25 protein-coding genes, 1 tRNA gene, 1 pseudogene and 1 riboswitch are annotated in these 25527 nt (G+C 69.5%); of the genes and pseudogenes, 9 read left to right on the top strand and 18 right to left on the bottom strand.

Annotation, left to right across the window (positions count from 1 at the left end; all coding sequences use genetic code 11):
- The first annotated feature begins 123 nt into the window (after nucleotides 1-123).
- Nucleotides 124-196, top strand: a tRNA-Lys gene (locus RCH12_RS12215).
- 68 nt (nucleotides 197-264) lie between these two features.
- On the opposite strand, the gene RCH12_RS12210 is transcribed toward RCH12_RS12215, so the two are convergent.
- On the bottom strand, nucleotides 265-666 hold the full coding sequence (locus tag RCH12_RS12210; RefSeq protein WP_327017022.1) for a VOC family protein: 402 nt from the start codon (nucleotides 664-666) through the stop codon (nucleotides 265-267).
- Between the two features lie 196 nt (nucleotides 667-862).
- Between RCH12_RS12210 and RCH12_RS12205 the strand changes: the two genes are divergently transcribed.
- Nucleotides 863-1285, top strand: a complete 423-nt coding sequence (locus RCH12_RS12205) for a hypothetical protein (protein ID WP_165787893.1) — start codon at nucleotides 863-865, stop codon at nucleotides 1283-1285.
- A gap of 82 nt (nucleotides 1286-1367) precedes the next feature.
- Nucleotides 1368-3695 (top strand): annotated as a pseudogene (locus RCH12_RS12200) (FdhF/YdeP family oxidoreductase).
- 82 nt (nucleotides 3696-3777) lie between these two features.
- Here RCH12_RS12200 and fdhD read toward each other — a convergent pair.
- Nucleotides 3778-4626 carry a formate dehydrogenase accessory sulfurtransferase FdhD gene (gene fdhD, locus RCH12_RS12195; protein WP_088457079.1) on the bottom strand — a complete coding sequence of 283 codons (849 nt, stop codon included), beginning with the start codon at nucleotides 4624-4626 and terminating at the stop codon, nucleotides 3778-3780.
- Between the two features lie 328 nt (nucleotides 4627-4954).
- On the opposite strand from fdhD, the gene RCH12_RS12190 reads away from it, so the two are divergent.
- Together RCH12_RS12190 and RCH12_RS12185 are read left to right on the top strand one after the other, a co-directional pair.
- Nucleotides 4955-5800 carry a HesA/MoeB/ThiF family protein gene (locus RCH12_RS12190; RefSeq protein WP_168195329.1) on the top strand — a complete coding sequence of 282 codons (846 nt, stop codon included), beginning with the start codon at nucleotides 4955-4957 and terminating at the stop codon, nucleotides 5798-5800.
- A 4-nt stretch (nucleotides 5801-5804) separates the two neighbouring features.
- Nucleotides 5805-6080, top strand: a complete 276-nt coding sequence (locus tag RCH12_RS12185; protein ID WP_088457081.1) for a DUF6457 domain-containing protein — start codon at nucleotides 5805-5807, stop codon at nucleotides 6078-6080.
- Between the two features lie 87 nt (nucleotides 6081-6167).
- On the opposite strand, the gene RCH12_RS12180 is transcribed toward RCH12_RS12185, so the two are convergent.
- Nucleotides 6168-6500 carry a cupin domain-containing protein gene (locus RCH12_RS12180; protein WP_088457082.1) on the bottom strand — a complete coding sequence of 111 codons (333 nt, stop codon included), beginning with the start codon at nucleotides 6498-6500 and terminating at the stop codon, nucleotides 6168-6170.
- Nucleotides 6501-6533: 33 nt separating this feature from the next.
- Complete coding sequence (locus tag RCH12_RS12175; protein ID WP_088457083.1) at nucleotides 6534-6974, bottom strand: MarR family winged helix-turn-helix transcriptional regulator; 441 nt, start codon at nucleotides 6972-6974, stop codon at nucleotides 6534-6536.
- An 87-nt stretch (nucleotides 6975-7061) separates the two neighbouring features.
- Here RCH12_RS12175 and RCH12_RS12170 point away from each other — a divergent pair, with 87 nt between their 5' ends.
- Nucleotides 7062-7307 (top strand): hypothetical protein, encoded by a 246-nt coding sequence (locus tag RCH12_RS12170; protein WP_088457084.1) that lies wholly within the window; start codon nucleotides 7062-7064, stop codon nucleotides 7305-7307.
- A 130-nt stretch (nucleotides 7308-7437) separates the two neighbouring features.
- Here RCH12_RS12170 and RCH12_RS12165 read toward each other — a convergent pair whose 3' ends face one another.
- From RCH12_RS12165 to RCH12_RS12145, 5 genes are all read right to left on the bottom strand, one after another.
- Entirely contained in the window at nucleotides 7438-8445 is a 1008-nt protein-coding gene (locus RCH12_RS12165; protein WP_088457085.1) for a serine hydrolase domain-containing protein, read from the bottom strand.
- Between the two features lie 84 nt (nucleotides 8446-8529).
- A complete protein-coding gene (locus RCH12_RS12160) occupies nucleotides 8530-9141 on the bottom strand; it encodes a hypothetical protein (protein WP_134493529.1) in 612 nt (203 codons plus the stop codon).
- Nucleotides 9142-9205: 64 nt separating this feature from the next.
- Entirely contained in the window at nucleotides 9206-10522 is a 1317-nt protein-coding gene (locus RCH12_RS12155; RefSeq protein ID WP_121678496.1) for a DUF445 domain-containing protein, read from the bottom strand.
- A gap of 71 nt (nucleotides 10523-10593) precedes the next feature.
- The gene (locus tag RCH12_RS12150; protein ID WP_134497735.1) at nucleotides 10594-11559 is read right to left on the bottom strand and encodes an aldose 1-epimerase family protein; all 966 of its coding nucleotides are present in this window, start codon (nucleotides 11557-11559) and stop codon (nucleotides 10594-10596) included.
- A 14-nt stretch (nucleotides 11560-11573) separates the two neighbouring features.
- Entirely contained in the window at nucleotides 11574-12401 is an 828-nt protein-coding gene (locus RCH12_RS12145; RefSeq protein WP_088457088.1) for a DeoR/GlpR family DNA-binding transcription regulator, read from the bottom strand.
- An 85-nt stretch (nucleotides 12402-12486) separates the two neighbouring features.
- On the opposite strand from RCH12_RS12145, the gene galT reads away from it, so the two are divergent.
- Both galT and galK read left to right on the top strand, forming a co-directional pair.
- The gene (galT, locus tag RCH12_RS12140) at nucleotides 12487-13668 is read left to right on the top strand and encodes a galactose-1-phosphate uridylyltransferase (protein WP_088457089.1); all 1182 of its coding nucleotides are present in this window, start codon (nucleotides 12487-12489) and stop codon (nucleotides 13666-13668) included.
- On the top strand, nucleotides 13665-14822 hold the full coding sequence (galK, locus tag RCH12_RS12135; RefSeq protein ID WP_134408108.1) for a galactokinase: 1158 nt from the start codon (nucleotides 13665-13667) through the stop codon (nucleotides 14820-14822). The genes galT and galK overlap by 4 nt, the downstream gene beginning before the upstream one ends.
- A 475-nt stretch (nucleotides 14823-15297) precedes the next feature.
- Here galK and RCH12_RS12130 read toward each other — a convergent pair whose 3' ends face one another.
- Nucleotides 15298-15780, bottom strand: a complete 483-nt coding sequence (locus tag RCH12_RS12130) for a YbaK/EbsC family protein (RefSeq protein WP_088457091.1) — start codon at nucleotides 15778-15780, stop codon at nucleotides 15298-15300.
- Nucleotides 15781-15916: 136 nt separating this feature from the next.
- On the opposite strand from RCH12_RS12130, the gene RCH12_RS12125 reads away from it, so the two are divergent.
- Complete coding sequence (locus RCH12_RS12125) at nucleotides 15917-16450, top strand: gamma carbonic anhydrase family protein (RefSeq protein ID WP_327017021.1); 534 nt, start codon at nucleotides 15917-15919, stop codon at nucleotides 16448-16450.
- Between the two features lie 54 nt (nucleotides 16451-16504).
- On the opposite strand, the gene RCH12_RS12120 is transcribed toward RCH12_RS12125, so the two are convergent.
- The 8 genes from RCH12_RS12120 to RCH12_RS12085 all read right to left on the bottom strand — a co-directional run bounded on the left by RCH12_RS12120 (nucleotide 16505) and on the right by RCH12_RS12085 (nucleotide 25338).
- Nucleotides 16505-17389, bottom strand: coding sequence for a bifunctional methylenetetrahydrofolate dehydrogenase/methenyltetrahydrofolate cyclohydrolase (locus RCH12_RS12120; protein ID WP_327017020.1), 885 nt, complete (start codon nucleotides 17387-17389; stop codon nucleotides 16505-16507).
- Between the two features lie 170 nt (nucleotides 17390-17559).
- The gene (gene glyA / locus RCH12_RS12115; RefSeq protein WP_279327050.1) at nucleotides 17560-18858 is read right to left on the bottom strand and encodes a serine hydroxymethyltransferase; all 1299 of its coding nucleotides are present in this window, start codon (nucleotides 18856-18858) and stop codon (nucleotides 17560-17562) included.
- Nucleotides 18859-18888: 30 nt separating this feature from the next.
- Nucleotides 18889-18978: riboswitch (ZMP/ZTP riboswitch) on the bottom strand.
- A gap of 5 nt (nucleotides 18979-18983) precedes the next feature.
- The gene (mnhG, locus tag RCH12_RS12110) at nucleotides 18984-19322 is read right to left on the bottom strand and encodes a monovalent cation/H(+) antiporter subunit G (protein ID WP_103432207.1); all 339 of its coding nucleotides are present in this window, start codon (nucleotides 19320-19322) and stop codon (nucleotides 18984-18986) included.
- The gene (locus tag RCH12_RS12105; protein ID WP_088457095.1) at nucleotides 19319-19591 is read right to left on the bottom strand and encodes a monovalent cation/H+ antiporter complex subunit F; all 273 of its coding nucleotides are present in this window, start codon (nucleotides 19589-19591) and stop codon (nucleotides 19319-19321) included. The genes mnhG and RCH12_RS12105 overlap by 4 nt, the downstream gene beginning before the upstream one ends.
- The gene (locus tag RCH12_RS12100; RefSeq protein WP_121678497.1) at nucleotides 19588-20217 is read right to left on the bottom strand and encodes a Na+/H+ antiporter subunit E; all 630 of its coding nucleotides are present in this window, start codon (nucleotides 20215-20217) and stop codon (nucleotides 19588-19590) included. The genes RCH12_RS12105 and RCH12_RS12100 overlap by 4 nt, the downstream gene beginning before the upstream one ends.
- Entirely contained in the window at nucleotides 20214-21773 is a 1560-nt protein-coding gene (locus tag RCH12_RS12095; RefSeq protein ID WP_327017019.1) for a Na+/H+ antiporter subunit D, read from the bottom strand. The genes RCH12_RS12100 and RCH12_RS12095 overlap by 4 nt, the downstream gene beginning before the upstream one ends.
- A complete protein-coding gene (locus tag RCH12_RS12090; RefSeq protein WP_088457098.1) occupies nucleotides 21773-22273 on the bottom strand; it encodes a sodium:proton antiporter in 501 nt (166 codons plus the stop codon). Before RCH12_RS12090 ends, RCH12_RS12095 begins: the two co-directional genes overlap by 1 nt.
- Nucleotides 22270-25338, bottom strand: coding sequence for a Na+/H+ antiporter subunit A (locus RCH12_RS12085; RefSeq protein ID WP_327017018.1), 3069 nt, complete (start codon nucleotides 25336-25338; stop codon nucleotides 22270-22272). The genes RCH12_RS12090 and RCH12_RS12085 overlap by 4 nt, the downstream gene beginning before the upstream one ends.
- Nucleotides 25339-25527 lie beyond the last annotated feature (189 nt).

Below are 25527 nucleotides of genomic sequence, written 5' to 3'. Positions count from 1 at the left end.
TTCAGGGCAGCGTAGTCGGGTACGTCGCCGGTTGGTGTGGGTGTTGCCGGCCGACGTCTGTGGCGGATGCATCCACGCTAGTCACAAAAACCGTCCGCCAATCCACGCTAAGTTATTAACCGCGGGCCTCTAGCTCAGTTGGTAGAGCAAAGGACTTTTAATCCTTGGGTCGTCGGTTCGAGCCCGACGGGGCCCACTTTCTTAACGCCGGGGGTGTTCTCGGGTGCCGGGACACGGCCGGTCGATCGTGCCGCGTCTGACGGCTCAGGACGGCCCCGATTCGTTGCTGTCGGCATCCTGGATCACCAGGAGCATGGTGCCCTCGGGATCGCGCAGGTACGCGACCCGTTCACCCCACGGCATGTCGGCCGGCGGCACCACGACAGCCGCGGCCGCGGCCTCGACCACGGCCGCCAGGTCGGGCACGTACATACACAGGTCCACGGCGTGGCCGGTCGCCGGGCGGGGGGTCTCGCCGTAGAGGGCCGGCGCCGTGCCCCGACCGAGAGCCACGTGACCGTCACCGATGCGCAGGGTGAGGTAGTCCGGCTCACCGCGCTCGGGAAACCGGTAGTCGACAACGCCGGACAGCACGCTCACATACCATCTCCAGGTGGTCGCGAGATCGACACAATTGACGACCAGGAACAGCTCACCTCTGGCCATGGCCCCACCCTAGGATCGTCACCGCAATCCCACAACGGCCGGCCGAGACTGGGCACGCGCACGGAATGTCCTGCGAGTCTTCAGTGTTTCCCCCTCCCTAGACGCGCATTCTGGTGTGCTGTAGTCCGGCCGCGGGCGCGTAATCGGCGCTTCGGCGCAGGACGGCGCACATACCGCGCGTCAGGAGAGGAGCCCAGTGCGCAAGAACATCGACGTCGAGGTGGAGACCGGCGTGATCGAGAAGTACCGCCGACACCCCAACGGCAATGGGTGGGTGTCCGGCAAGTCGACCGTGCAACCGAGCGCGTTCATCTCCGAGTCCGCCTACATCGAGTCAGGCGCGCAGGTGGGCCGGGAGTCGTGGGTCGGGCCGGGCAGCTGGATCGACCACGACGTCGTCATCGGCGACAAGGTGTTCGTCGGCCAGAACGTGCACATCGGCGAGGGCAGCCTCGTCTCGGGCGGTGCCCACCTGGGCAGCCATGTGCGCATCGGCCGCAACGTGCGGATCGCCGCCGGTGTACGCCTGGACCGGGACACCCGGGTGCCCGACGGCACCGACGTGGCCGCAGGCAACGTGGGCGCGGACGGTCGCCGCTCACACGGGCTGGCCGCGTGAGCATCCGTTTGGCCCGGTAAAAGCGCAAAACCCGCGAGCACCCGGTGCACGCATCCGGCTCCGACAGGAGCAGGATGGGGTCATGACACGTCGCGCACCGGTCAAGGACATCAACGAAGACGACCTCGTTATCGGCACCCCCAAGAAGGCCGCCGCCGGCCTCGAGGCGGTGGTGGTGGCGCTGGACCGCGGCATCGCGCAGGCCGGGGTCGGTCGCACCGCCCGGGCGTTGCTGCGGCTCAACCAGCGAAACGGCACCGACTGCCCGGGCTGCGCCTGGCCGGAGTCGACCGGGCACCGCAAAACCGCCGAGTTCTGCGAGAACGGCGCCAAGGCCGTGGCCGAGGAGAACACCCTCCTCACCGTCGGACCGGGATTCTGGGCCGAGCACTCGCTCGCCGACCTGGCCGACAAGACCGAGTACTGGCTGGGCAACCAGGGCCGCATCTCGCAGCCCGTGGTGGTGCGCCCCGGCGACACCCACTACTCCCCCATCGCCTAGGAAGACGCCTTCGCGCTGATCGGCGAGAAGATCCGCGCCACCACCGCGGACCGCACCGTGTTCTACACCTCGGGCCGCACCGCCAACGAGACCGCGTTCCTGTACCAATTGTTCGCCCGGTCGATCGGCACCAACAACCTGCCGGACTGCTCGAACATGTGCCACGAATCCTCCGGGTCGGCACTGAACCCCACGATCGGCATTGGCAAGGGCACCGTCTCGCTGGAGGACATCCACGTGGCCGAACTGATTCTGGTGGTGGGCCAGAACCCGGGCACCAACCATCCTCGGATGCTGTCCGCCCTGGCCGACTGCAAGGCCAACGGCGGCAAGGTCGTCGCCGTGAACCCGCTGCCCGAGGCCGGGCTGTTCAACTTCAAGGACCCGCAGACCCCCACCGGTCTGGTGGGCCACGGGGTGCCGTTGGCCGACGAGTACCTGCAGATCAAGGTCGGCGGTGACCTGGCCCTGTTCCAGGCGCTCGGCCACCTGCTGCTCGAGGAGGAGGCCCGGGTACCCGGTTCCGTGGTGGACCAGGAGTTCATCGACCTGAACACCGACGGCATCGAGGCGTACCGGGCCGCCCGCACCGAGATCGACTGGGTCGAAACCGAGAAGGCCACCGGGCTGTCGCGTCTGGAGATCAGCGTGGTGGCGAAGATGCTGGCCGCGTCGAAGGCCACCATCATCTGCTGGGCGCTGGGCCTGACCCAGCAGCCGCACTCGGTGAACACTCTCAAGGAGATCATCAACCTGCTGTTGCTGCAGGGCAACTTCGGCAAGCCCGGCGCCGGCGCCTGCCCGGTACGCGGGCATTCCAACGTGCAGGGCGACCGCACCATGGGGGTGTGGGAGAAGCCCAAGGAGGCCATGCTCGCCGCGCTCGACGCCGAGTTCGGCATCGTCTCACCCCGCGAGCACGGCCTCGATTCGGTGAATACCGTCGAGGCGTTCGAGAACGACGACGTCGACGTGTTCGTGTCGATGGGCGGCAACTTCGCGCTCGCATGCAGCGACACCGACCTGCTCGAGGCCGCGATGCAGCGGGTGGGCCTGACCGTGCACATCTCCACCAAGCCGAACCGGTCGCACGTGATGCACGGGGTCACCTCGCTCATTCTGCCGACGCTGGGCCGCACCGACACCGATGACAAGCATCCGTCGGGCCGGCAGGTTCTGTCGGTGGAGGACTCGATGTCGATGGTGCACGCCACCCAGGGCAGGCTCGCCCCGGTCTCCGAGCACCTGCTGGCCGAACCGGTGATCGTGGCGCGGATGGCCAGGGCCACGCTCGGCGACGACCACCCGGTGGATTGGAAGGCGATGGCGGAGGACTACGACGTCATCCGCGACCACATCGCCCGGGTGCTGCCGGGTTTTGAGGACTTCAATAAGCGGCTGCGCGACAAGAACGGCTTTGTGCTGCCCAACCCGCCGCGCGACACCCGCAGCTTCGCCACCGACATCGGCCGGGCCCGGTTCACGGTGAGCCCGCTGGAGTACCTCACCCCGCCGCCCGGGCACCTGATTCTGCAGACCATGCGCAGCCACGACCAGTACAACACCACCTTCTACGGGCTGGATGACCGCTACCGCGGCATCAAGGACGGCCGCCGGGTGATCCTCATCCACGCTGACGACGTCACCGAGCTGGGCTTTGCGGACCGCGATCTGGTCGACGTGATCAGCACCTTCGGCGGGCAGGAACGCCGGGCCGACAAGTTCAGGCTCGTGGTGTACCCCACCCCGCGCGGCTGCGCGGCGGCGTACTTCCCCGAGGCGAACCAGCTGATGCACCGGGAGTTGGTGGCCCGGGAATCGAACACCCCCGGCTACAAGGCCATGAGCGTGCGGTTCATCGCACACGAGGCCGGGCTACCGGTTTCTGAGCTGACGCCGGGCCGCTGAGGCGGGCAACTGTTGCCCGATCGGACTTCTGCGCCCGGTGCGCCGGACGCAGAAGTCCGATCGGGGCACAGTCGCGGCTGGGTCAGACCGCGGCGAGCGCGCCCTGCACGATGCGCTCCTCACCGGCGTAGATCACCATCGAGTCGCCGCGGACGAAGCCGACCAGTGTCAGGCCCACCTCGTGCGCGAACTCGGCGGAGAGCGACGACGGCGCTGACACCGCGGCGAGCACCGGGATGCCGGCCATCAGTGCCTTCTGGGCGAGTTCGAAGCTGGCCCGGCTGGAGACCATCAGCACGGTCCCGCGCAAAGGAAGCAGGTTTTCTTTGACCGCCCAGCCGATCACCTTGTCGACGGCATTGTGCCGGCCCACGTCTTCCCGCATCACCAGCATCTCGCCCGTGGCCCCGACGAACAGGGCGGCCGCGTGCAGGCCCCCGGTCTTCTCGAACACCGCCTGCGCCTGGCGCAGCGTGTCGGGGAACGTCGTGAGCAGTTCGGCGTCGACGCGGACGGCATCCGCGCGCACGTCCCAGGTGGACTTGGTGCGCACGGCATCGATGCTTTCCTTGCCGCACAGCCCGCAGGAGCTGGTGGTGAGGAAGTTCCGCTCCATGCCGGGGGTGGGCCCGGCGACGCCGGGCGCCAGGCGCAGGTCGAGCACGTTGTACGTGTTCACGCCCTCGGCGGTGGCACCGGCGCAGTACCGGGCGGTGGCGAGGTGCTCCGCCTGGGTGAGGATGCCCTCGGAGACCAGGAAACCGGCGGCCAGATCGACGTCGTGGCCGGGGGTGCGCATGGTCACGGCCAGGGAACGGCCGTTGACCCGCATCTCGAGCGGCTCCTCCACCGCGAGCACGTCCTCCCGGCGGATCGGCGGCTGGCCCACCGTAAGCCGGGTGATCTTGCGCCGTGCCGTGACTCTACTCATGGGTGCCCTCCTCGGGAGTGCGTCGGGTGTGCCCGTGCGGGATCACCGGAACCTCCTTCGAGCCTAATCCTCGGATTCGAATGGTGGGAGGGACCGGGCCGTTCGCGAAAGCGGGCCTATGGCTGCTTCGAGCGCCGCGAAGTAGCCATCCGGCCGCTCTCGCGGAAGGGACAACACGCGAGAGCGGGAGCGTGGCTGCTTCGAGCGCCGCGAAGTAGCCATCCGGCCGCTCTCGCGGAAGGGACAACACGCTAGAGCGGGACTGTGGTTGCTGGATGGTCGGGGCGGCGTGGGCATGCCGGGGACGATTGCCGCGTACCGTGGTGTCATGGCACTTCCCCCTCTCGTCGAGCCCACCGGCCCGCTCAGCCCCACCGAAACCGCGCGTCTGCAGCAGGTGCGCAACCTGCCCCAGCTGCGACTGCCGCCGATCGATGACCTCGGGCACCGCCGCCTCGCGGCCGCCCGCGTGCTGGTGCTGGGCACCACGGGACTCAGCGCGCCCGCCGTGCGTTCCCTCGCCGCGGCCGGGGTGGGCACCATCGGGCTGGCCGACGTGGGCCCGCTCGACGTCGACGCCCTGGTGCTCGCCACCACCACCATCCTGACCCTCTCCCCCGACACCGCCGTGACGGCGCACGACGAGGACCTCACGGCCGAGTCGGCTACCCGCATCCTCGGCGGCTACGACCTGGTGATCGACGGCAGCGACCTCACCCCGCAGCCGTTCCTCGTTGGCGACACCTGCGCCAGCCTCGGCCTGCCGCTGGTGTGGGGCTCCGTGGCCCGCGGCAACGCCGAGGTGTCGGTGTTCTGGTCGAGCCCACCACGACGCAGCGGCCAGCGCTCGACCCGGTTGCGCGACTTCTTCGGCACGGATGCGGCCGGCGCGGCCGCTGCCCCCGCCGACCCCGGCGTGCTCGGTGCGCTGCGCGGCCAGGCCGGCGCGATCCTGGCGGCGGAGGCCGTCCGCCTGATCACCGGCACCGGCGAGCCGCTGATCGGCCGGGTGCTCACCATCGATGCCGAGTCCGGCCGGTTCGACGCCGCTCAGCTGCCGGTGGCTCAGCCTGCCGCCTCCGGTGCCGTGATCGAGACCGACGGCGCGGAATCCGCGCCCGGTGCCTCACCCGGTGCCACCATTATTGCCACCGCCACCGCCACCGAGGAGTGACACCATGAGCACTAACATCCCGCTCCCTCCCGAAGCCCTCGACGAGTGGCTGGCCGCCCTCGCGACCCGGCTCGGCCTCGACGCCGACGTGGTCCCCACCGGACTGCTACTGGACGTGGCCCGGGACGTGGCGCACAATGTGGCCCGGCCGGCGGCGCCGCTGAGCCTGTTCCTAGTGGGGCTGGCTGCCGCGCAGAACGGCGGCAGCGCCGAGGACATCACCGCGGCGAGCGCCGCTGCGACCGAGCTCGCTCTGGGCTGGCCCGCCCCGCCCGAGTAACGGCTCTCCCACCGAGTAGCCCCCGCTCAAACGAGTTGCCCAGGCACACCGGGGCATCTCGTCCGGAACAGGGCATTTCGGCGTTCCCTAGGGCCGCTTCGCGACGGTCAGCAGGATCGCCGCATCCTCTTCGGCCTCGAGGCTGTGCCTGGCGTCGGGCACGATGAGCAGGTCGCCGGTGCGCGCCTGCCAGGAGTCCTCCCCCACGATCAGGCGCACCCGCCCGCTCACCACGAAGACGGTGGCGTCGCCCGGGTTCTCGTGCTCGGCCAGGACGGTGCCCTTGACCATGCCGATGACGGTCTGGCGCAGCACCTTCTCGTGGCCGCCGTACACGGTGTCGGCCGCCCGGCCGCTGCTGGCGGTGGTGGCCGCGGCGAGTTGCTGGCGGGCGAGGGCGTCGATCGAGATCTTCTGCATGTCGCCAGCGTACGACTCCGCCGCCGGTTCGGGTTACCGGGTCGCGCTGGTGGCGCGAATGACCTCGTTGAGGGTGTCCCGCAGGGCGATCAGGGCCTCGGGCGACATCTCCAGGGTGCCGGCCACCCGTTCCGGGATGGTTTCGGCGATGTGGCGCAGCTCGCGGCCGTGCTCGGTCAACGTCACCTGCAGCGCACGCTCATCGGTCGCCGACCGCTCGCGGCGGATGTGGCCGGTCGCCTCCAGCCGCTTGAGCAACGGTGACAGGGTGGCCGGCTCCAACCGCAGCACCTCGGCCAGGCTGCGAAGGGTGCGCGGATGCTGCTCCCACAGCGCCAGCATCACCAGGTACTGCGGATGGGTGAGGCCCAGCGGCTCCAGGATCGGCTTGTACAGGGCCACAGTCGTGCGTGCCGCCACGGTGAGGGCGAAGCAGACCTGGTTCTCCAGGGCGAGCACGTTCGGTTCGGTCATCGCGTCTCCTGAGCGGGCATCCGGGGCCGGGCATCCGTCGTCTGGCACCCGTGGCCACGCCGCCATTTAGTTAGTACACTAACTATTATGACCTCTGCCAAGAAACGCAAACCGACCATCAAGGAGGCCGGCGGCTTCACGGCGTGGTTGAACGGTCGATTGTTGCCCTTCATCGGCCCGCCGCCGCTGGGCCCGTACGACGACGAGGTGCCTGCGCAGGAGCGCCCGGTGGCCCGGTGCCCGCTCTGCGGGGAGCCGATGACCGCGCACGACATCGACCGCAGCGGCGAGCGCACCCAGCTGCGCTGCCCGCAGCCCACGGTGGCCGAGTAGGACCCTGCGCGCCATCCCGTCGCCGGAGCGCACGCGGTCAGGTGTGCGGGCGCCGCGCCGTTATGCGGGTGGCGTGCCACCCGCATACCGGCGCCTGACCCGCCGACCGGCACCCGGTACCGTCATCCACCTAGAACTGGGCGTCGATCTCCACCACGAGGTCCCAGGCGCCCTCTTCGGCGTTGCTGAGCACCACCACGTCGAGACCGCTCTTGGGGTAGTGCCGCAGGATGCCGCTGGCGCCGGCGTTGACGCCGTCCTTGTAGTACGAGCGCACCTTGCCGTTGTCGTCGAGGTCGAACTCGAGGCCGAAGCCGTACTTCACGTCGTCGTCGTAATCCACCTGCGGGGTGAAGAACTCGTCGGTGTACTCCTTGGAGAGCAGCTGGCCGCCGCGGACGGCGTTGAGGAAGTTCATCAGGTCACCGGCGGTGGTGTGGGCGCCGCTATCGGGCGAGCCGATCGCCGGGGAGCTGTAGATGTTCGAGACCCAGCTGCCGTCCTCGCGGCGGTCCCAGCCCTCGGCGACCCGCTCCACAGCGTCGCGGCGGTCGAAGAAACCGGAGTCGGCCATGCCCGAGCGGGCAAAGACCTCTTCGCGCACATAGTCGCGGTAGGACAGACCGCTGGCCCTCTCCACGGCCAGCCCGGCGAGGATATAGCCGACGTTGCAGTCCTCGACCTGCACCCCAGGCGGGGCCAGGCGCGGCTTGTCGGCGAACAACGGCAGGAAGTCGATCGTTTCGATCAGCGAGTAGTTGGGGGTCACAGCCCAGTACTCGTCGTAGTCCTCGCCGGCCTCCTCGTCGACGTCATCGGCGATGCCGCTGGTGTGGGTGAGCAGGTGCAGCAGGGTGACGTCGGTGCCGATCGAGCTGCCCCCCAGGTCCACGTACTCGTGGATCGACGCCTCGAGGTCGAGCCGGCCGGCTTCCACCTGCTGCAGCACGGCCACACTGGTGAAGAGCTTGGTGATCGACGCCGTGTCGAAGCGGGTGTCCAGAGTATTGGGCACCTGCCAACGCGGGGTGGCGAACCCGCGGGCCGCCTCAAAAATGGTGCGGTCGCCGTCACGCACCAACACCACGCCGGAGAAATCGCTGTCATCGAGAAAAGTCTGTATTGCCTGGGTATCCACCCTTCGAGCGTAGCGAACGGCGACGGCTTTCGTGCCGACGGCTGGGCCGGTGCCGGCCGCCCCGCACGCCCCGGCGCTCAGCGATCAGCCGCGGTGCCGGGACTTCTTGGCCAGGGCGGCGAGGTCGATCTTGCCGACGGCCCGCATACTGGCGGCGCGGGCGGCCTCGTAGCCGGGCTGGTTCGGGTCGACGCGCTGGGCCAGGAGACGGGCCGCGAGCGCGTCGTTGATCTCCTGGAGCGCATCCGCTCGGGCTTTCTGTACGAGAGCGGCGACCTGTTCGTCGTCGTCGGCTATCTCCCGCAACCGTTCGGCGACGTGGTCGTGCAGGGTGCGTCGCCGACCCAGCCGCACGACGTCCCTGCGCTTGTTCTCCAGCTCCCGGCTCTTGCCCGCACCGGTGGTGCGCGAGAGGTGGGCGCCGAGGCGTTCGACGCGGGTGGAGTCCTCGTCGTTCTGCCGGGCCACCTCGAGCAGTTCCTGCCTGGCGAGCGCGGCATACTGTGCCGGGTCATAGTCGCTGTGGTCGCGGAGGGCGCCGACGATGATGCGGTTCTTCAGGGCCATCCGCACGGCGGCGAGGGCGATGAGCATGCCCTCGTCGACGATCCTGCCGGTGGAGGGCGTGGCCGGGCCCGGGGTGGCGCTGCCCTGGGTGTTGTGCGAACCGTTCTCCACCGTTTCAGTATGGCTCACCGCGGTGGGCGCCGTCAGAGTGTCCGGGCATCCGCATCGGCCGGATCCGCCAGGTGCCAGGCGGTCACAGGCCGAACACGAGCACCGCCCCCTGGGCGAGCGAGAAGATCAGCAGGCCGGCCAGCGCACCGACGACGGTTCCGTTGATTCGGATGAACTGCAGGTCCTTGCCCACCTGCAACTCGATCTTCTCGGTGGTCTCGGCCGGGTCCCAACGCTCCACGGTTTCGGTGATCACGCCGGCGATCTCGTGCCGGTACTTCTGCAGCAGGTAGCCGGCCGCATCCGCCAGCCAGCGGTCGATGCGGGCGCCCAGCGATGCGTCGCGCACCAGCCGACCGCCCACATCCAGCACCGTCGAGGTGATGCCGGTGCGCACGGCGCTGGCCGGATCGGCCAGGGCGCTCAGCAGCGACTGCTTGACGGACTCCCACGCGTCGCCGGCGAACTCGCGCAGCTTGGCGTTGTCGACCAACTCGAGCTTGAGCACCTCGACCCTCTCGATCATGGTGTCATCGTGCTGCAAGTCGTCCATCAGCTCGGCCAGGTAGCGGTCGATGGCTGCGCGCAGCGGATGCTCGGGGTCGGCCTGCACCGTCGCCACAAAACCGAGCACCTCGCGATAGGCCTTGTCGTCGACCATTTCGCCGACGAAGCCGGGCACCCAGCGGGGCAGCCGGGTCGACACCGAGGTGCCGAAGGCCTCGGGGTGGGTCTGCAGCCAGCTCTGGGCCTTGTCCACCAGCAGGTCCACCGCGGCGTGGTGCCGACCGGAGACCACCAGGTTCTCGCCCAACCGGCCCAGGCTCGGCGCCCACGAAGGTTCGAGCAGGTGCTCACGGGCGACGCCCTCGAGCAGGTCCTTGATGTCGTCGTCGCTGAGCAGGTCGAGCAGCCCGGTGCCGGCGTGCGCGAGTTCGTCGGTGAGCCGTTCGGCGTTGGCGGGCTGCACCAGCCAGGCGCCGAGGCGGCGGGAGATGCCGATGGACTCGAGCTTGCCGCGCACCACGGCATCGGAGAGGAAGTTCGACTCCACGAATTCGCCGAGGCTCTCGCCGATCTCGTCCTTGCGGTTGGCGATGATGTTGGTGTGCGGGATGCGCAGCCCCAGCGGGTAGCGGAACAGCGCGGTGACGGCGAACCAGTCGGCGATCGCGCCCACCATGCCGCCCTCGGCGGCAGCACGCACGTACTCGAGCCACGGGTAGCGGTCCTGCAGCGCGAACGACACCGCGAAGACCACGGCCATGGCCACGAGCAGACCCAGGGCCAATCGCTTCATGCCCACGAGTGCGACCCGGCGGGCCTCGTCGGAGGCGCTGAGTGGGGCTCGGCCGCCGGGAGCGGTGGGGGCGGATGTACTCAGGGAGGGTGTTGCCATGGGTCTGGTCGTTCCTCGTCGGTCCGGGAGCGCGGTGTGCGCAGCGCTCCCGCCACCCTAGGCCGGGTTGCTCAGGCTGCGAAACCCGTCGGGGTGATTCCCCAGCGAACGACCCAGTCCTCGCCGGGAGCCAGCCAACGGAGGCCGTGGCCGGAGTTGAAGGCATCCGCCGGAGCGGTCATCGGCTCGATCGCCACGGCCTGGCCGAGTTCGGTGGTCTCGCCGCCGTCCGCGGTGCCGGTGCGCACCGGGAAGTTGCGCGGCGTGAACGCCTGCACGTAGGCCATGTTCTCGTCGCCCCAGAGTGTGACCCGGCGGCCGTCCGGAGCGGTGAGGGAGTGCTCCCCGCGGCCGTCCCGAACGATCACACCGCCGAACCCGTCGTCAAGGTCGAGGTCGTCCACCCGGGCGCCGGCGCGCAGGTCGAACGCGGTGCCGTCGACGGGGCTGACGCCGATGGGATTGAGCCGGTGGTCAACGTCGATGTGGCTGGTCGCGTTCAGGCGCAACACGAGGTCGCCGGTGGGCACGTCACCGATCTTGAGGTAGGGGTGGGTGCCCAGGGCGACCGGGGCACTCTCGCTGCCGACGTTGCGGATGGTGTGGGTGACGGCCAGGCCGTCGGCCGTGAGCGCATAGCTGACGGTGGTGTCCAGCTGGTACGGGTAGCCGGCCTGCGGGTAGACCGTGGCGGCCAGGGTCACCTCGGCGTCGCTCTGGGCGACCAGCCGATAAGCCGTGACGGCGAGCAGCCCGTGGATGGCGTTCAGCCGCGCCGGCTCGGTGATGGCCAGCAGGTGCCGCACGCCGTGCTGGGTCCAGATCGCGTCGCGGATGCGGTTGGGCCAGGGCACCAGCACGGTCCCGGCGCCGAGCGGCGGTACGGACGTCGCCGCGAAGCCCTCCACCAGGTCTGTGCCGTTGAGTGCATATTCACGGATGCCGGCGGCGACCTCGGTGATGGTCGCCGTGGCCGGGCCCTGCGGGGTCTGCAGGGTGAGGCTGTATTGGGTTCCGGTGGCGGCAGCAAACGACATGGTGGACTTTCGGATCAGCTCGGTTGGAGCACGGCGAGGCCGGCCTCGCGGAGCGGGGCCAGGGTGAGCGGGTCGGCGGCCGCATCCGTCACCAGGGTGTCGAAGGCGGCAAGCGGGCCGATCCGGCCCAGGTGCACCTGCCCTAGTTTGGCACCGTCGGCGACGATGATCGCGCGCGCCGCAGCGGCGAGCATCAGGGTCTTCACGCCGGCCTCCGGCAGGTTGATATTGGTGACGCCGCCGTCGGCGTCGACGCCGTTGCAGCCGATGAAGGCGAGGTCGGCGTGCACCTGGCTGAGCACGGTCGCGGCGAGCGGGTCGACCAGCGAGTGCTGCAGCGGGCGCAGCGACCCGCCGGTGACGATCACGGTGAACCGTGGGATGGCGCTTTCCAGGGCCAGGGCGATGCTCAGCCCGTTGGTGATCACGACGATGTCGGTGAGGTCGGTGCGGGCCACCAGGGCCCGGGCGATCGCGAGAGTCGTGGTGCCCACGTCGAGGATCACGCTCTGGCCGCTGGCCACCAGCGATGCGGCGAGCTCGCCGATCTGCTGCTTGGGGATCACCGAGGAGACGAGCGCTTCCTCGAAGGAGAACTCCCGGTCGGGACGGCTCGTGGTGGCGATCCCTGCGGGCACCGCACCGCCGTGGATGCGGGTGAGCGTGCCGGCGCTCTCCAACTGGTCGAGATCGGCGCGGGCGGTGACGCCGGAGACGCCGAAGGTGTCGCTGAGCTCACTGACGCGCACGAAGCCGCGTTCGTCGACGAGCCGCTGGATCTGTTCCCGGCGCTGGTGGGCGGGCAACAAATCCCGGTCGGTCGGATGTTCCGCTGAGGCCATACCGCAATCTTCACTTATTTTGTGTCGCTTTTCAATACGCAAGTAGTGGTTTCGGTTGCGCAAATCGGCTAGCGTTGATGCCATCATGACTCCCACCCCAGAATTCGTCGCAGACACCGCCATCGCACGCCAGGCGCACACCCTGGCCGACGGCCGCGAGCTCATCTACTTCGATGACCCCGACACCACCCTGTCGCCCGACCGGGCTCCCGACCTGCGCGACCTCGGTCCGCGTCCGGCGAACGCGCGCATGCGCCAGGACCCACTCAGCGGCGAATGGGTGTCCATCGCCGCGGCCCGGCAGAACCGGGTGTTCCTGCCGCCGGCGCACCTGGACCCGCTCGCGCCGTCCACCCCGGAGAACCCCTCAGAGGTGCCCAGCAACTACGACGTGGCCGTGTTCGAGAACAAGTCGCCCTCGTTCGGCCCGCTGCTCACCGACGACGACGCGCCCACCGGCCTGGACGATCTGCGCACGATCGGGCTGGGGCGCATCCGCACCTCGGTCGGCCGCTGCGAGGTCGTCTGCTTCAGCCCCGCCACCGAGGGCTCGTTCGGCAGCCTCTCGGTCACCCGCGCCCGCACCGTGATCGAAGCCTGGGCCGAGCGCACCCACGCGCTCTCCCAGATGCCCGGCATCGAGCAGGTGTTCCCGTTCGAGAACCGTGGCGAGGCCATCGGTGTCACGCTGCACCACCCGCACGGCCAGATCTACTCCTACCCGTACGTGACCCCGCGCACCCAGCGGCTGATCGACTCGATCGAGAGCTACGGCCCCACCCTGTTCGCCGACATCCTGGAAAGCGAACAGGCCGGCGAGCGAGTCATCCTGCGGGGCGAGCACTGGACGGCCTTCGTGCCGTTCGCCGCCCGCTGGCCCGTCGAGGTGCACATGCTGCCGCACCGGCAGGTGGCCGACTTCGCCGGCACCACTCTGGCCGAGCGCGACGAGCTCGCGGTGCTGTACCGCCGGCTGCTGCGCGGCATCGACCAGCTCTACTCCACGCCCACCCCGTACATCGGTGCCTGGCACCAGGCGCCGGTGAACGTGCACCGGGACGACATCCGGCTGATGCTGCAGCTCACCAGCCCGCGCCGCGCCGAGGACAAACTGAAGTTCCTGGCCGGCTCCGAGGCCGCCATGGGCGCCTGGATCGGCGACGTGACGCCCGAGCAGGCGGCCGACAACATCCGTGCAGCGATCGCGCGGTCGGACGCCGCCGATGCCGCAGCCACCGACAGCACCACCGGAAAGGCCCACTCGTGAGCGACCACCAGAGCATTCTCAGCGGCTTCCAGGGCCGGTTCGGCCGCGACGCCGACGGCCTGTGGTTCGGCCCCGGCCGGGTCAACCTGATCGGCGAGCACACCGACTACAACGACGGCTTCGTCTTTCCGTTCGCGATCAACCGCCGTGCCGTCGTGGCCCTCGCGGTGCGAGACGACCGGATGCTACGGGTCGCCAGCTCCTTCACCGACGAGGTCGTCGAGATCTCGCTCGACGACCTCTCCCCCGAGACAGTGTCGGGCTGGTCGGCGTATCCGCTCGGCGTGGCCTGGGCCCTCGGCGAACACGGCGCGGACCTCGAAGCGGTGACCGGCTTTGACGCCTACATCGACTCCGACGTGCCAATCGGCGCCGGGCTGTCGTCTTCCGCGGCAATCGAGTGCGCCACCGCCGTGGCCCTCGACGAGGTCTGGAACCTCGGCTTCGACAAGCGGGTGCTCGTGCGGGTGGGGCAGCTGGCCGAGAACCGGGTCGTTGGCGCGCCCACCGGCATCCTGGATCAGTCGGCGTCGCTACTGGGCCAGACGGATGCCGCCGTGTTCCTGGACTGCCGCAGCTTCGAGTCCGAGGTCATCCCGCTCGGCTTCGACGCCGCGGGCCTCGAGCTGCTGGTGATCGACACCAAGGTCAGCCACGCGCACGCCACCGGCGGCTACGCCGACCGACGTGCCTCCTGCGAAAAGGGCGCGGCGCTGATGGGCGTCGGGTCGCTGCGCGACCTCACCGTGGACGACCTGCCGCGGGCCGCGTCGGTTCTCGACGAGGAGACATACCGCCGGGTGCGGCACATCCTCACCGAGAACCAGCGGGTGCTCGACACCGTGCAGGTGCTGCGCGAAGAGGGTCCCAGCGCCATCGGTGCATTGCTGGATGCGTCGCACGCCTCCATGCGCGACGACTTCGAGATCTCGGTCGCCGAGCTCGACCTCGCCGTGGAGACCGCCCGCACCGCCGGCGCCCTCGGGGCCCGCATGACCGGCGGCGGCTTCGGCGGCTCTGCCATCGCGCTCACCCCGCACGCACTGATCCCCGCGGTGCAGCAGGCCGTGTCTTCTGCGTTCGCCGCCGCGGGCTTCACCGCGCCCGACATGTTCGTGGTGCGCGCCGCGGCCGGGGCCGCCCGCCTCGTCTAACGAGACACCGTCCGCGATCGAATTGCGGACTTCCCGCCTTCGTTTCACCAGCTAAGGCGGGAAGTCCGCAATTGAGTCTCAGGGCGCCCCGAGTGTCGGTGGCTCGGCTCACGCTGTCCACATGAACGAGCCGACCCCCCACCATCCACGACGTCATCCACACCGTCTTTGGCGGCGCCTTCGACGAGAGCACGGGCATCAGGCACCGCCGCGTGCAGCAGGTCGAACAGGACCTGCGCGCCGCGCGCAGGCGGCCGAGAGAGTCTTGGCCAAGATGTCCGTACAGGACCGCGAGCACCTGGAGCGCGTGATCGGCCGCGTCACGGATCACCCATCGTCGACCGGCCCGAGATCGAGGGCAGGCAGTCGACGATCCACCCCAGCTTCGAGTGAGTGAGGCTCCGGAGATCCGCCTCGGCGACCTGCCCAAGCTGCCGCGGACGGTTCCAGTGTGCCGAAGGCTGGTGGCGGACGCCTATTTCGCCGGAACGACGGGGGTCGCCTCGCCGCCGGTGAGGCGGAGCAGCTCGGCGAACGTGGTGGGGAAGACCGTGTGCGCGTGCCCAGCCGCGGCCCAGACCACGGGGTAATCGGCCAGGTCCTCGTCAACCAGGGTGCGAATCGGCGACGGATGCCCGACGGGCGCGACCCCTCCGATGACCTGCCCGGTGGCCTCTTTCACCAGGTCTTTCGACGCCCGGCCGATGGTGCCGTCAAGCCGCTCCCCCAGCCAGGCCGTGTCCACGCGGTGCGCGCCGGAGGTGAGCACCAGCAGCGGGGCGCCGTCGAGGGTGAAGACCAGTGAGTTCGCGATGGCGCCCACTTCGATGCCCAACGCGGCGGCTGCCGCGACAGCGGTTGTGGCGGCGTCGTCGAACCAGCGGATCTCGGGGTCGAGACCCTGGGCGTTCAGCGCCAGGCGCACTCTGTCGACGGCCGGATGCGCGGTGTTCACCATTCCTGCATCCTAGAGCCCCCCGCCATCCGCCCACCTGGTCGAACGGTCGGAAGGACATGGGCCGATAAATAGGACGCTCTGGGCCTTGGGCTCAAGGGGTCAGCGCAACACGGCGTCGGATTACTAGGGTGGAGCCATGACCGCCGACAGTGCCGCCCGCCTCATCACCCTGCCCGACCGTCCGGGGCCCCGGGTGGCCGAGAGCGCATTCGTCGCCGCCGGCGCCGTGCTGGCGGGAACCGTGAGCCTGGCGGAGCACGCGAGCGTCTGGTACAACGCGGTCCTGCGCGCCGAGGCAGAGCCCATCCGCATCGGCGCACGCTCTAACCTGCAGGACAACGTCTCCTGCCACGTCGACGGCGGGTTCCCGCTGACCGTGGGCCGCGACGTCTCGGTGGGCCACGGTGCCGTGCTGCACGGCTGCACTGTGGAGGACGGCGCCCTGATCGGCATGGCCGCCACGGTGCTCAACGGTGCCGTGATCGGCGCCGGCTCGCTCGTGGCCGCGGGCGCCGTGGTGCTCGAGGGCACCATCGTGCCGCCGGGCTCCCTGGTGGCCGGCGTGCCGGCCAAGGTGCGCCGCACCCTCACGCCAGACGAAATCGAGGGCATCCGGCACAACGCCGTGGCCTACCTGGGCCACGCAGCGCTGCATCGCCTCGCGAACTGAGAGCCCCAGAATCGGCGGGATTCTGGGGCCTACCTCACGGTTCGCGGAACGAGACTAGGGCTTGAGCAGGCGCTCGGAGGCCTTGACCACGTTGGCCAGCAGCATCGCGCGGGTCATCGGACCCACGCCACGGGGGTTCGGCGAGAGGTAACCGGCGACTGACGCGACGTCGGGGTGCACGTCTCCGGTGAGGATGCCCTTGCCGGTCTCCGGGTTCTCCACCCTCGTGATGCCCACGTCGAGCACCGCCGCGCCGGGCTTGATCCAGTCGGCCTGCACCAGGTGCGGCACTCCCGCGGCGGCCACGACGATGTCGGCGCGGCGCACCTCGGCGGCCAGATCGACGGTGCGGGAGTGGGTGAGGGTGACGGTGGCGTCCAGGCCCTTGCGGGTGAACAGCAGGCCCAGCGGGCGACCCACGGTGAGGCCGCGGCCGATGACGACCACGTTCTTGCCCGCAATCGGCACGTCGTAGCGGCGCAGCAGCTCCACGATGCCGGCCGGGGTGCAGGGCAGCGGCGAGCTGAGCTCCCCCTCGATGCCGAGTACCAGGCGTCCGAGGTTGGTGGGGTGCAGGCCGTCGGCGTCCTTGGCCGGGTCCATCAGCTCGAGCATGGCGTTCTCGTTATGGCCCACCGGAAGCGGCAGCTGGATGATGTAGCCGGTGACCTCACGGGCGGCATTGAGGTCGGCAATCGCGGCGCGCACATCCGCCGACGTGGCGGAGCCGGGCAGGTCGACGCGGATCGACTCGATGCCCACCTCGGCGCAGTCCCGGTGCTTGCCGGCCACGTAGGAGCGCGAGCCCGGGTCGTCGCCGACGAGCAGGGTGCCGAGGCCGGGCACAGAGCCCAGCGCGGCCAACGCGCGTACGCGCTCGGTGAGTTCAAGCTTGACCTGGGTCGCGGTGGCGACGCCGTCGAGGGTGAGTGCGGTCATGCGACATCCGATCTGTTGGTAGTACTGCGCGCCGGCCCCAGCCTGGGGCCACGCGCCAATCGGGCAGCGGCCCTGCCTGCCCCCGACGCGGGGGCGGCGGAGTGCTGCCGGGTGCGGGCGGTGACGGATGCGCTGACGCTAGTGGCCGCATCCGTCACGACCCGACGGACCTACTGGGACAGGCCGGGGTAGAGCGGGAACGCGTCGGTGAGGCCCTTCACCCGAGCGCGGAGCGCGGGGATGTCGGCGCCGGGCTTGAGCGCTTCGGCGATGACGTCGGACACGACGGTGAACTCGGCGTCGCCGAATCCACGCGTGGCCAGGGCCGGCGTGCCGATGCGCAGGCCCGAGGTCACCATCGGCGGGCGCGGGTCGAAGGGCACCGAGTTGCGGTTGACGGTGATGCCCACCTCGTGCAGGGCGTCTTCGGCCTGCTGGCCGTTGATCTCCGAGTTGCGGAGATCGGCGAGCACCAAGTGCACGTCGGTGCCGCCGGTGAGCACGTCGATGCCCGCCGCGCGGGAGTCGTCGGCGGTGAGCCGGTCGGCCAGGATGCGGGCGCCGCGGAGGGTGCGCTCCTGGCGTTCCTTGAACTCGGGCAGCGCGGCGAGCTTGAACGCGGTGGCCTTGGCGGCGATCACGTGCATGAGCGGGCCGCCTTGCTGGCCGGGGAACACGTTGGAATTGAGCTTCTTCGCCAGCGCGGTGTCGCGGGAGAGGATGAAGCCCGAGCGCGGACCGGCGAGGGTCTTGTGCACGGTGCTGGAGACGACGTCGGCGTACGGCACCGGCGACGGGTGCAGTCCGGCGGCGACGAGTCCGGCGAAGTGGGCCATGTCGACCCAGAGCTTGGCGCCCACCTCGTCGGCGATGGCGCGGAACGCGGCGAAGTCGAGCTGGCGGGGGTAGGCCGACCAGCCGGCGATGATGACCTGCGGCTTGTGCTCGAGCGCCTTGTCGCGCACGACGTCCATGTCCACTCGGAAGGTCTCCGGGTCGACGCCGTAGGCGACCGGGTTGTAGAGCTTGCCGGAGAAGTTGAGCTTCATGCCGTGGGTGAGGTGGCCGCCGTGCGCCAGCTCCAGACCCAGGATGGTGTCGCCCGGGGTGGCGATCGCGGAGAGCACCGCGGCGTTGGCGGTGGCACCGGAGTGCGGCTGCACGTTCGCGTATTCGGCGCCGAACAGGCTCTTGGCCCGGTCGATGGCGAGCTGCTCGGCCACGTCGACGTACTCGCAGCCGCCGTAGTAGCGACGGCCGGGGTAGCCCTCGGCGTACTTGTTGGTGAGCACCGAACCCTGCGACTGCAGGATGGCGCGGGGCACGAAGTTCTCGCTGGCGATCATCTCGAGGTAGTCGCGTTGGCGACCGAGCTCCTGCTCGAGGATCGCGGCGATCTCGGGGTCGACGACCTCGAGGGGCTCGTTGAAGGTGGAGGGTACGGAACTGGTAAGCACACTGTCGGACACGGGAAAACTCCTTGAGACTATCGATGGATGTGTCGTGGCCCAGGCGTGCGGTCACTAACCGTGTCAGTCGCTCCCCGATGGTGACCCATCTTTCGTGCTACGCCAGTCGCGACCCGGCAATACTATCAGCCGCGTGCGTTCCGAAGCTCGTCGATCACGAGCAGATCGGGCCGCAGGTGGTCGGTCTGGTAGGAGGCGCGGGCAACGAGGTGCGCGGCCATCGGAGCGGTGAGCGCCTGGAAGAGCACGATCGCGACCACCAGGGTCACGGTGCCGACACTGAAATTGGTCACCGCGATGTCCAGGGTGACCGCCATGAGGCCGAGGATCTGCGGCTTGGTGGCGGAGTGCAGCCGGGTGAGCACATCGGGGAAGCGCAGCAGGCCGACGCCGGCCGCGAGGCACATCAGGGCGGCGAGAAGCACCAGGACCGCGGTGACCACGTCGCTCCAGAGGGCGTTCATGCGCGGTTCCGGCCGGGCAGGAATCGGGCGACGCTGAGCGAACCGAGCACGGCGAACAGGGCCAGCACCAGTAGCACCGGCAGGTTGTCGGTGTGCCGGTTGAACGCCATCTCGGCGCCCAGCGCGCAGATGATGGTGGCGACGAGCACGTCGGAGGCGATCACCCTGTCCAGCACCGATGGTCCGCGGATGATGCGGTAGACGGCGGCGAGGGCGCCGGCGCCGAACATGAGGCCGGCGACGATCGCGACGATATCCATGGGGGTCATGCCGGGGCTCCGTTCTGGGGGTCTGTGGGGGTGTGCGGCCCGGCCGACCGGTCGAGGCCGTGGCGCAGGTCTTCTTCGGCGCGCACCCTGGAGACCCGCTCGACGTCTTCGGCGGAGCCGAACGCCAGCACGATGCGTCGCTCGGTGGCCAGCACCCGGGCCCGGAACTTCTGGGTCGCCGCCACGTCGTGCATGTTGATCACGTGCAGGTACAGGGTGGAGTCGAGCCGTTCGATGTCGACCACGATGGAGCCGGGCACGATGGAGGTGGCCACGGCGGTCCAGGTGAGGATGAGGTCGCTGCGGGTGCGCAGGTGCACCGCGACGATGGCGTTGCTCGGGGTGTAGGTGGGGCCCAGGGCGAGCCAGGACACGTCGACGGAGGCGCGCACGATGTCGAAGAGCAGCTTGCCGAACAGCCAGGCGCTGCGCCAGAGGTTGATTCGGCCGCTCAGTTGCACGGCCGGCAGGTAGAAGACGATGGAGACGACAGCGGCGAAGATCACCCCGGTGAGCAGGTTCAGCCAGGAGAATTTGCCCCATAGCAGCGCCCAGAGCAGCACCAGGCCAAGGAACAGCGGCAATTGGTTCAGGGCGGCGGCGAGGCGCTCCCGGCGCGCGCTCACGGGGCACCGCCGGGGAAGACGGCGTCGATGTAGGTCGACGGCTCTTCGATGTTCGCGGCGGCGCGGGCGGCGAGGTCGAAGGCGGGGCCGGCGAAGACGGTGAGGCACACCGTGAGCGCCAGCATGGTCGCGGTGGCCGCGGTCATCAGCGGTGATGTGGTCTTGGTCAGCACGGTGCCCTCGTCGTGCGGGTCGTCCTGCAGGGCGCTGAGCATGGCGGAGTCGTAGTTTTCCACGTCGCGACGCGGCCGCCAGAACGCCATGTTCCAAGCCCGGGCCAGCGCGTACAGGGTCAGCAGCGACGTCGCGGCACCGCCGGCGAGCAGCAGGTAGTTCAGGCCCCCGCCGACCTGCACGCCCGCGTCGAACAGGGCTACCTTGCCGAGGAAGCCGGAGAACGGCGGGATGCCGCCGAGGTTCATCGCCCCGATGAAGAACAGGATGGCGACGAACGGGGCGGCCTTGAGCATCCCGCCGAGCCTGGCCAGCGAGGTGGTTCCGCCAATGCGCTCGATAAGCCCGGCGCACAGGAACAGTGTCGTCTGGATCATGATGTGGTGCACGACGTAGTAGATGGTGGCCCCGATCGCCGCCTCGGTGCCGATGGCGATGCCGAAGATCATGTAGCCGATGTGGCTGACCAGGGTGAACGAGAGCAGTCGTTTGATATCGGCCTGGGCCAGCGCGCCGAGGACGCCGATGACCATGGTGAGCAGGGCCACGATCATCAGCGGCACCTGCAGTCGGTTGTCGGGGAAGAGCAGCGTCTGGGTGCGCAGGATCGCGTAGACGCCCACCTTGGTGAGCAGTCCGGCGAACACCGCCGTGACCGGGGCCGGCGCCGTCGGGTAGGAGTCCGGCAACCAGAACGAGAGCGGGAACACCGCCGCCTTGACGCTGAAGGCGATGAGCAGTATCAGCCCGAGGATCAGCTGCACGTCGCCGGGCAGCTCCGGGATGCGTTCGGCCAGCAGCGCCAGCGTGACGGTGCCGGTGGCGCCGTAGATCAGGGCGATGGCGGAGAGGAACAGGATCGAGGAGACCAGGCTCACGACGATGTAGGTCACGCCGGCGCGGATGCGTGCACCGGTGCCGCCGAGGGTGAGCAGCACGTAACTGGCCGAGAGCAGCATCTCGAAGCCCACGTACATGTTGAACAGGTCACCGGCGATGAACGCGTTGAACAGCCCTGCCGCCAGGACCAGGTAGGTGGGGTGGAAGATCGACACCGGGGTCTCTTGGTCGCCCTCCACGATGCCCTGGCCGACGGCGAAGAGCAGCACGCCCAGCAGCATCAGCGCCGAGACTATGAGCATGATGGCCGACAACCTGTCGACGACGAGCACGATGCCCCACGGCGCCTGCCAGTCGCCCACGTGCACCACGGCGGGTCCCTGCTGGTCGACGAGCACCAGCAGGATGGCGCTGATCACCACGACGGCCGCCAGCGAGAACACGCTCACCGCCACCTGGTAGCGCGAGCGGCGGCCGAGGGCGAGGGTGAGCGCGGCGCCGAGCAGCGGGATGGCGACCACGAGGGGCACGAGTATGTTCATCAGGTGCCGGCCTCCCGGTCGCTGTTGCCGGTGTTGTCGGCTCCGCTGCTGTCGTCGTCGCTGCCGTCCTCGCTGGCGTCGAGCGACGCCTGCACGGCGGCCTCGTCGTCGGTGGAGGAGCGGAAGGTGACCTCGGAATCCCCGGAGGTCTCCGCGGCGTGCTCGTCGGTGAGGGTGTCGCCCTCGTCGCCGAGCTGGGCCAGCCACCAGGACCGGTAGATCAGCGCGAGCAGCAGTGCGGTGATGCCGAAGTTGATCACGATCGCGGTGAGCATCAGCACCTGCGGCACCGGGTCTGCCATGGTGTCGTCCAGGGACGTGCCGGTGACGATCGGTGAGCTGCCGGGCCGGCCGCTCATGATGAAGATGAGCAGGTTGGTGGCGTTGCCCACGAGCAGGAATCCGATCAGCACCCGGGTGAGGCTGCGCTCGAGCATGATGTAGATGCCCGCGGCGTACATCACCGCCATCACGATCACCAGGGTCAGGGAGGCGCTCATCGCGGGTCTCCTTCCGGTGCGTTACGGCTCTCGCCGGCCGGCTGAGTGATCGGGGCCGTGTCAGGTCCGGTGCCGGGCGCGGGCGCCTCGGCGGGGGTCCACTCCGACGACGCGTCGAAGCCGAGAGCGTCGCCGGCGTCGCTGGAGGCGTTGCCGATCGGTGGCACGGTGGAGTGGTCTTCTCCGTCGTCACCGGGTTCGTCGAGTTCGCTCTGCCGGTCGATCTCGCTGCCGAGGCTGCGGAGGATGTCGAGGACCAGGCCGATGACCACGAGGTACACGCCGATGTCGAAGATGCTGGAGGTGCCGAAGGAGAGGTGGCCGAGCACCGGCAGGTCCGCCTCGAAGTACGCCGACTCCAGCGGGATCCCGGTGACGAACAGCGATCCCACGGCCGTGCCGACGGCGAGCACCACGCCGAGTCCCAGGATTTTGCCCGGGTCGATCGGGGCGGCTTCGCCCAATTCGTACCGGCCGCCGGCCAGGTACCTGGCCACCAGGGCCAAGCCCGCCAGCAGGCCGCCGGCGAAGCCGCCGCCGGGCAGGTTGTGGCCGGCGAAGAGCAGGTAGATCGACACGATGATGGCCGGGTGGAACAGCAGCCGCACCAGCACCTCGATGATGATCGACCGGTTCTCGGCCGACTGGGTGCGACCGCCGAGCAGCCAGGACTGGCGGGTCACGGCGTGGCCGGCGGAGCTCGCGTGCGGGTCGGCCACGACGCGGCGGCGGTTCTTCGGCTCGCGGCGTTTGCGGGACTCGCGGAGCCTGGGCATTTCTGTGCTGCGACCGGACACGAACAGCAGGCTCGCGACGCCGGTGGCCACCACGATGAGCACTGAGATCTCGCCCATGGTGTCCCAGGCCCGGATGTCGACGAGCATCACGTTGACGATGTTGTTGCCGTGGCCCTCTTCGACGGCCAGCCTGGGCAGTTCCGCGGCGATGCTCTGCGCCTGGCGGGCGCCGAGGGAGATGACCGCGATGGTGCCCATCACGATGCCAACGAGGGCGCCGATGATCGCCCGCCGGCGACGGTGCATCGGGCGGTTGTGCTCGGCGATGCGGCTGGGCAGCCGGCGGAGCACGAGCACGAAGACCACGAGGGTGATCGATTCGACGAGCGCCTGGGTGAGCGCCAGGTCGGGGGCGCCGTGGAAGGCGAACAGGGCGACCAGGCCGTAGCCGGTGACGCCGGCCAGCAGCACCGCGGTCATCCGCTGCCCGACCCTGGCGGCCATCACGGTGGCGATGATCATGACCAGGCCGATGATCACCTGCCCCGGGTAGTCCCAGAGCACGATGGCGTCGGGCCAGGTGCGGTTGACGAAGGACGCCGCGCCCAGCACGAGCACGAACACCACGAGGATGGTGGACAGGTACTGCGGCAGACCGCCTCGCTGGGCCAGGTGGGTGGTGCGGGCGGCCACCCTGTCGATGAATCGCACGGTGTGGCCATAGCCGTGGCCGGCGTCCACCCAGGCGGGCACGGCGGCCTGCCAGCGGGCCACCCGCTTGCGCTGGGCGAAAATGACCAGGCCCAGCAGCACCACGATCGTGCTGACCAACAGGGCCGGTTCGAACCCGTGCCAGAGCGCCAGGTGGTAATCGCCGCCGCCGGGCACGGTGTCGGCGTACGCGGCCAGCATCGGGTCGAGCAGCATAACGAATGGGCCCAGCAGCACGGTGGCGACCGAGAGGATGCCGGGGGCCAGAGCGAAGTCCCACCGACTGGCGTGCAGGGGGGTGTCGCTGATCACCGGGCGGGTGCCGAACGCGCCCCAGAAGAACTTGGCGCTGTAGGCGACGGTGAGCACCGAACCGAGCGCGGTACCGGCCAGGGCGATCCAGCCCCAGCCGTCGCCGGCCAGGCCGGCCTCGAGGAACGCGGTGAACACCGACTCCTTGGCGACGAAACCCAGGAGCGGCGGCAGGCCGGCCATCGACGCGACGGCGATGAGGGCGATGGCGGCGAGCGCCGGTTCGCGGCGGCCGATCCCCGAGAGCTTGCGCCAGTCGCGGGTACCGGCGCGGTGGTCGATGATGCCGACCACGAGGAACAGGGTGGCCTTGTACAGCGCGTGGGCGAGCAGCAGCGCCGCCCCGGCGAGGGCAGCGTCGCGGGTGCCGAAGCCGACGACGACCATGAGGAAGCCGAGCTGGCTGACGGTGCCGTAGGCGAGCATCAGCTTGATGTCGTGTTGGCGCAGCGACCGCCAGGCGCCGACGAGCATGGTCCAGATGCCGATGGTGACCAGCACCGGCAACCAGCCCGGCGAGTCCGCGTAGCCGGGCGCGAACCGGGCGGTGAGGTAGATGCCGGCCTTCACCATCGCGGCGGCGTGCAGGTAGGCGCTCACCGGGGTGGGCGCGGCCATCGCGGCGGGAAGCCAGAAGTGGAACGGGATCAGAGCCGACTTCGACAGCGCACCGACCAGGATCAGCAGCACCGCCCAGATCGCGATCGGGGTCCCGCTGGGTTCGGCGACGATCGCGGCCAGCGAGGTGGTGCCGGCGTCGACGGAGATCATCACAACGCCGATGAGCATCACCAGGCCGCCGAAGGTGGTCACCAGCAGGGCCTGCAGGGCGGCACCGCGGCTTTCCCGTTTGGTCGTGTAGTGCCCGATCAGCAGGTAGGAAAGCACGCTGGTGATCTCCCAGAACATGAACATCACCAGGATGTCGTCAGCGGTGACCAGACCGTACATGGTTCCGGCGAAGGCGAGCAGCAGCGCGGCGAACCGGCCCAGGCTGGGCTCGTCGGCGTCGAAGTAGCGAGCGCAGTAGATGAGCACCAGCGCACCGACACCGGTGACGACGAGGGCCAGCAGCCACGCGAGCGCATCCACCCGGAAGGACAGACTGATGCCCAGCTGCGGGATCCACGGCAGGCTCTGGGTGACGGCGCCGCCGGCGGTGATCACGCTCGTCTGGGTGAGGGTGTAGCCGAACGCCACAGTGGGCAGGATGGCCACGACATAAAAAACGCGCAACCCGATCAGGCGGGTGAGCGTGGGAGTGAGAACGGAAACGAGCAGGAAGACCAGGAGAATTGTCGCCATGGGGCCTCCCGGCTCTCTGTAAAAGAGTGTCGTCTCTACGGTCAGAGTGTCGCTGCCCAGTCTACAGGAGGGGTCTTTCGACCCTGACCGTTGAGCATCCGTCGACTAGTGTTGCCGCAAACCCCAGATCGGATGCTTCACGTGACCACTCGCACCACCGGGCCTGACCGCCCCGAGAACTCGCCCGCA

The sequence above is a fragment of the Cryobacterium sp. MP_3.1 genome, assembly GCF_035984795.1.
GTDB lineage: Bacteria > Actinomycetota > Actinomycetes > Actinomycetales > Microbacteriaceae > Cryobacterium > Cryobacterium zongtaii.
Note: the sequence above shows the minus strand (reverse complement) of the source record. Positions and strands in the feature narration are given on the sequence as shown.

What these genes read in the sequence shown, in the direction of transcription:
- RCH12_RS12095 (WP_327017019.1), bottom strand. Translation starts at nt 21,773, where the DNA reads ATGAACATACTCGTGCCCCTCGTGGTCGCCATCCCGCTGCTCGGCGCC.
- RCH12_RS12170 (WP_088457084.1), top strand. Translation starts at nt 7,062, where the DNA reads ATGACCTCTGCCAAGAAACGCAAACCGACCATCAAGGAGGCCGGCGGC.
- RCH12_RS12150 (WP_134497735.1), bottom strand. Translation starts at nt 11,559, where the DNA reads ATGTCGTTTGCTGCCGCCACCGGAACCCAATACAGCCTCACCCTGCAG.
- RCH12_RS12180 (WP_088457082.1), bottom strand. Translation starts at nt 6,500, where the DNA reads ATGCAGAAGATCTCGATCGACGCCCTCGCCCGCCAGCAACTCGCCGCG.
- mnhG (WP_103432207.1), bottom strand. Translation starts at nt 19,322, where the DNA reads ATGAACGCCCTCTGGAGCGACGTGGTCACCGCGGTCCTGGTGCTTCTC.
- RCH12_RS12105 (WP_088457095.1), bottom strand. Translation starts at nt 19,591, where the DNA reads ATGACCCCCATGGATATCGTCGCGATCGTCGCCGGCCTCATGTTCGGC.
- galT (WP_088457089.1), top strand. Translation starts at nt 12,487, where the DNA reads ATGACTCCCACCCCAGAATTCGTCGCAGACACCGCCATCGCACGCCAG.
- RCH12_RS12145 (WP_088457088.1), bottom strand. Translation starts at nt 12,401, where the DNA reads ATGGCCTCAGCGGAACATCCGACCGACCGGGATTTGTTGCCCGCCCAC.
- RCH12_RS12185 (WP_088457081.1), top strand. Translation starts at nt 5,805, where the DNA reads ATGAGCACTAACATCCCGCTCCCTCCCGAAGCCCTCGACGAGTGGCTG.
- RCH12_RS12210 (WP_327017022.1), bottom strand. Translation starts at nt 666, where the DNA reads ATGGCCAGAGGTGAGCTGTTCCTGGTCGTCAATTGTGTCGATCTCGCG.
- RCH12_RS12155 (WP_121678496.1), bottom strand. Translation starts at nt 10,522, where the DNA reads ATGGCAACACCCTCCCTGAGTACATCCGCCCCCACCGCTCCCGGCGGC.
- fdhD (WP_088457079.1), bottom strand. Translation starts at nt 4,626, where the DNA reads ATGAGTAGAGTCACGGCACGGCGCAAGATCACCCGGCTTACGGTGGGC.
- RCH12_RS12090 (WP_088457098.1), bottom strand. Translation starts at nt 22,273, where the DNA reads ATGAGCGCCTCCCTGACCCTGGTGATCGTGATGGCGGTGATGTACGCC.
- RCH12_RS12130 (WP_088457091.1), bottom strand. Translation starts at nt 15,780, where the DNA reads ATGGTGAACACCGCGCATCCGGCCGTCGACAGAGTGCGCCTGGCGCTG.
- RCH12_RS12125 (WP_327017021.1), top strand. Translation starts at nt 15,917, where the DNA reads ATGACCGCCGACAGTGCCGCCCGCCTCATCACCCTGCCCGACCGTCCG.
- RCH12_RS12085 (WP_327017018.1), bottom strand. Translation starts at nt 25,338, where the DNA reads ATGGCGACAATTCTCCTGGTCTTCCTGCTCGTTTCCGTTCTCACTCCC.
- RCH12_RS12175 (WP_088457083.1), bottom strand. Translation starts at nt 6,974, where the DNA reads ATGACCGAACCGAACGTGCTCGCCCTGGAGAACCAGGTCTGCTTCGCC.
- RCH12_RS12190 (WP_168195329.1), top strand. Translation starts at nt 4,955, where the DNA reads ATGGCACTTCCCCCTCTCGTCGAGCCCACCGGCCCGCTCAGCCCCACC.
- RCH12_RS12120 (WP_327017020.1), bottom strand. Translation starts at nt 17,389, where the DNA reads ATGACCGCACTCACCCTCGACGGCGTCGCCACCGCGACCCAGGTCAAG.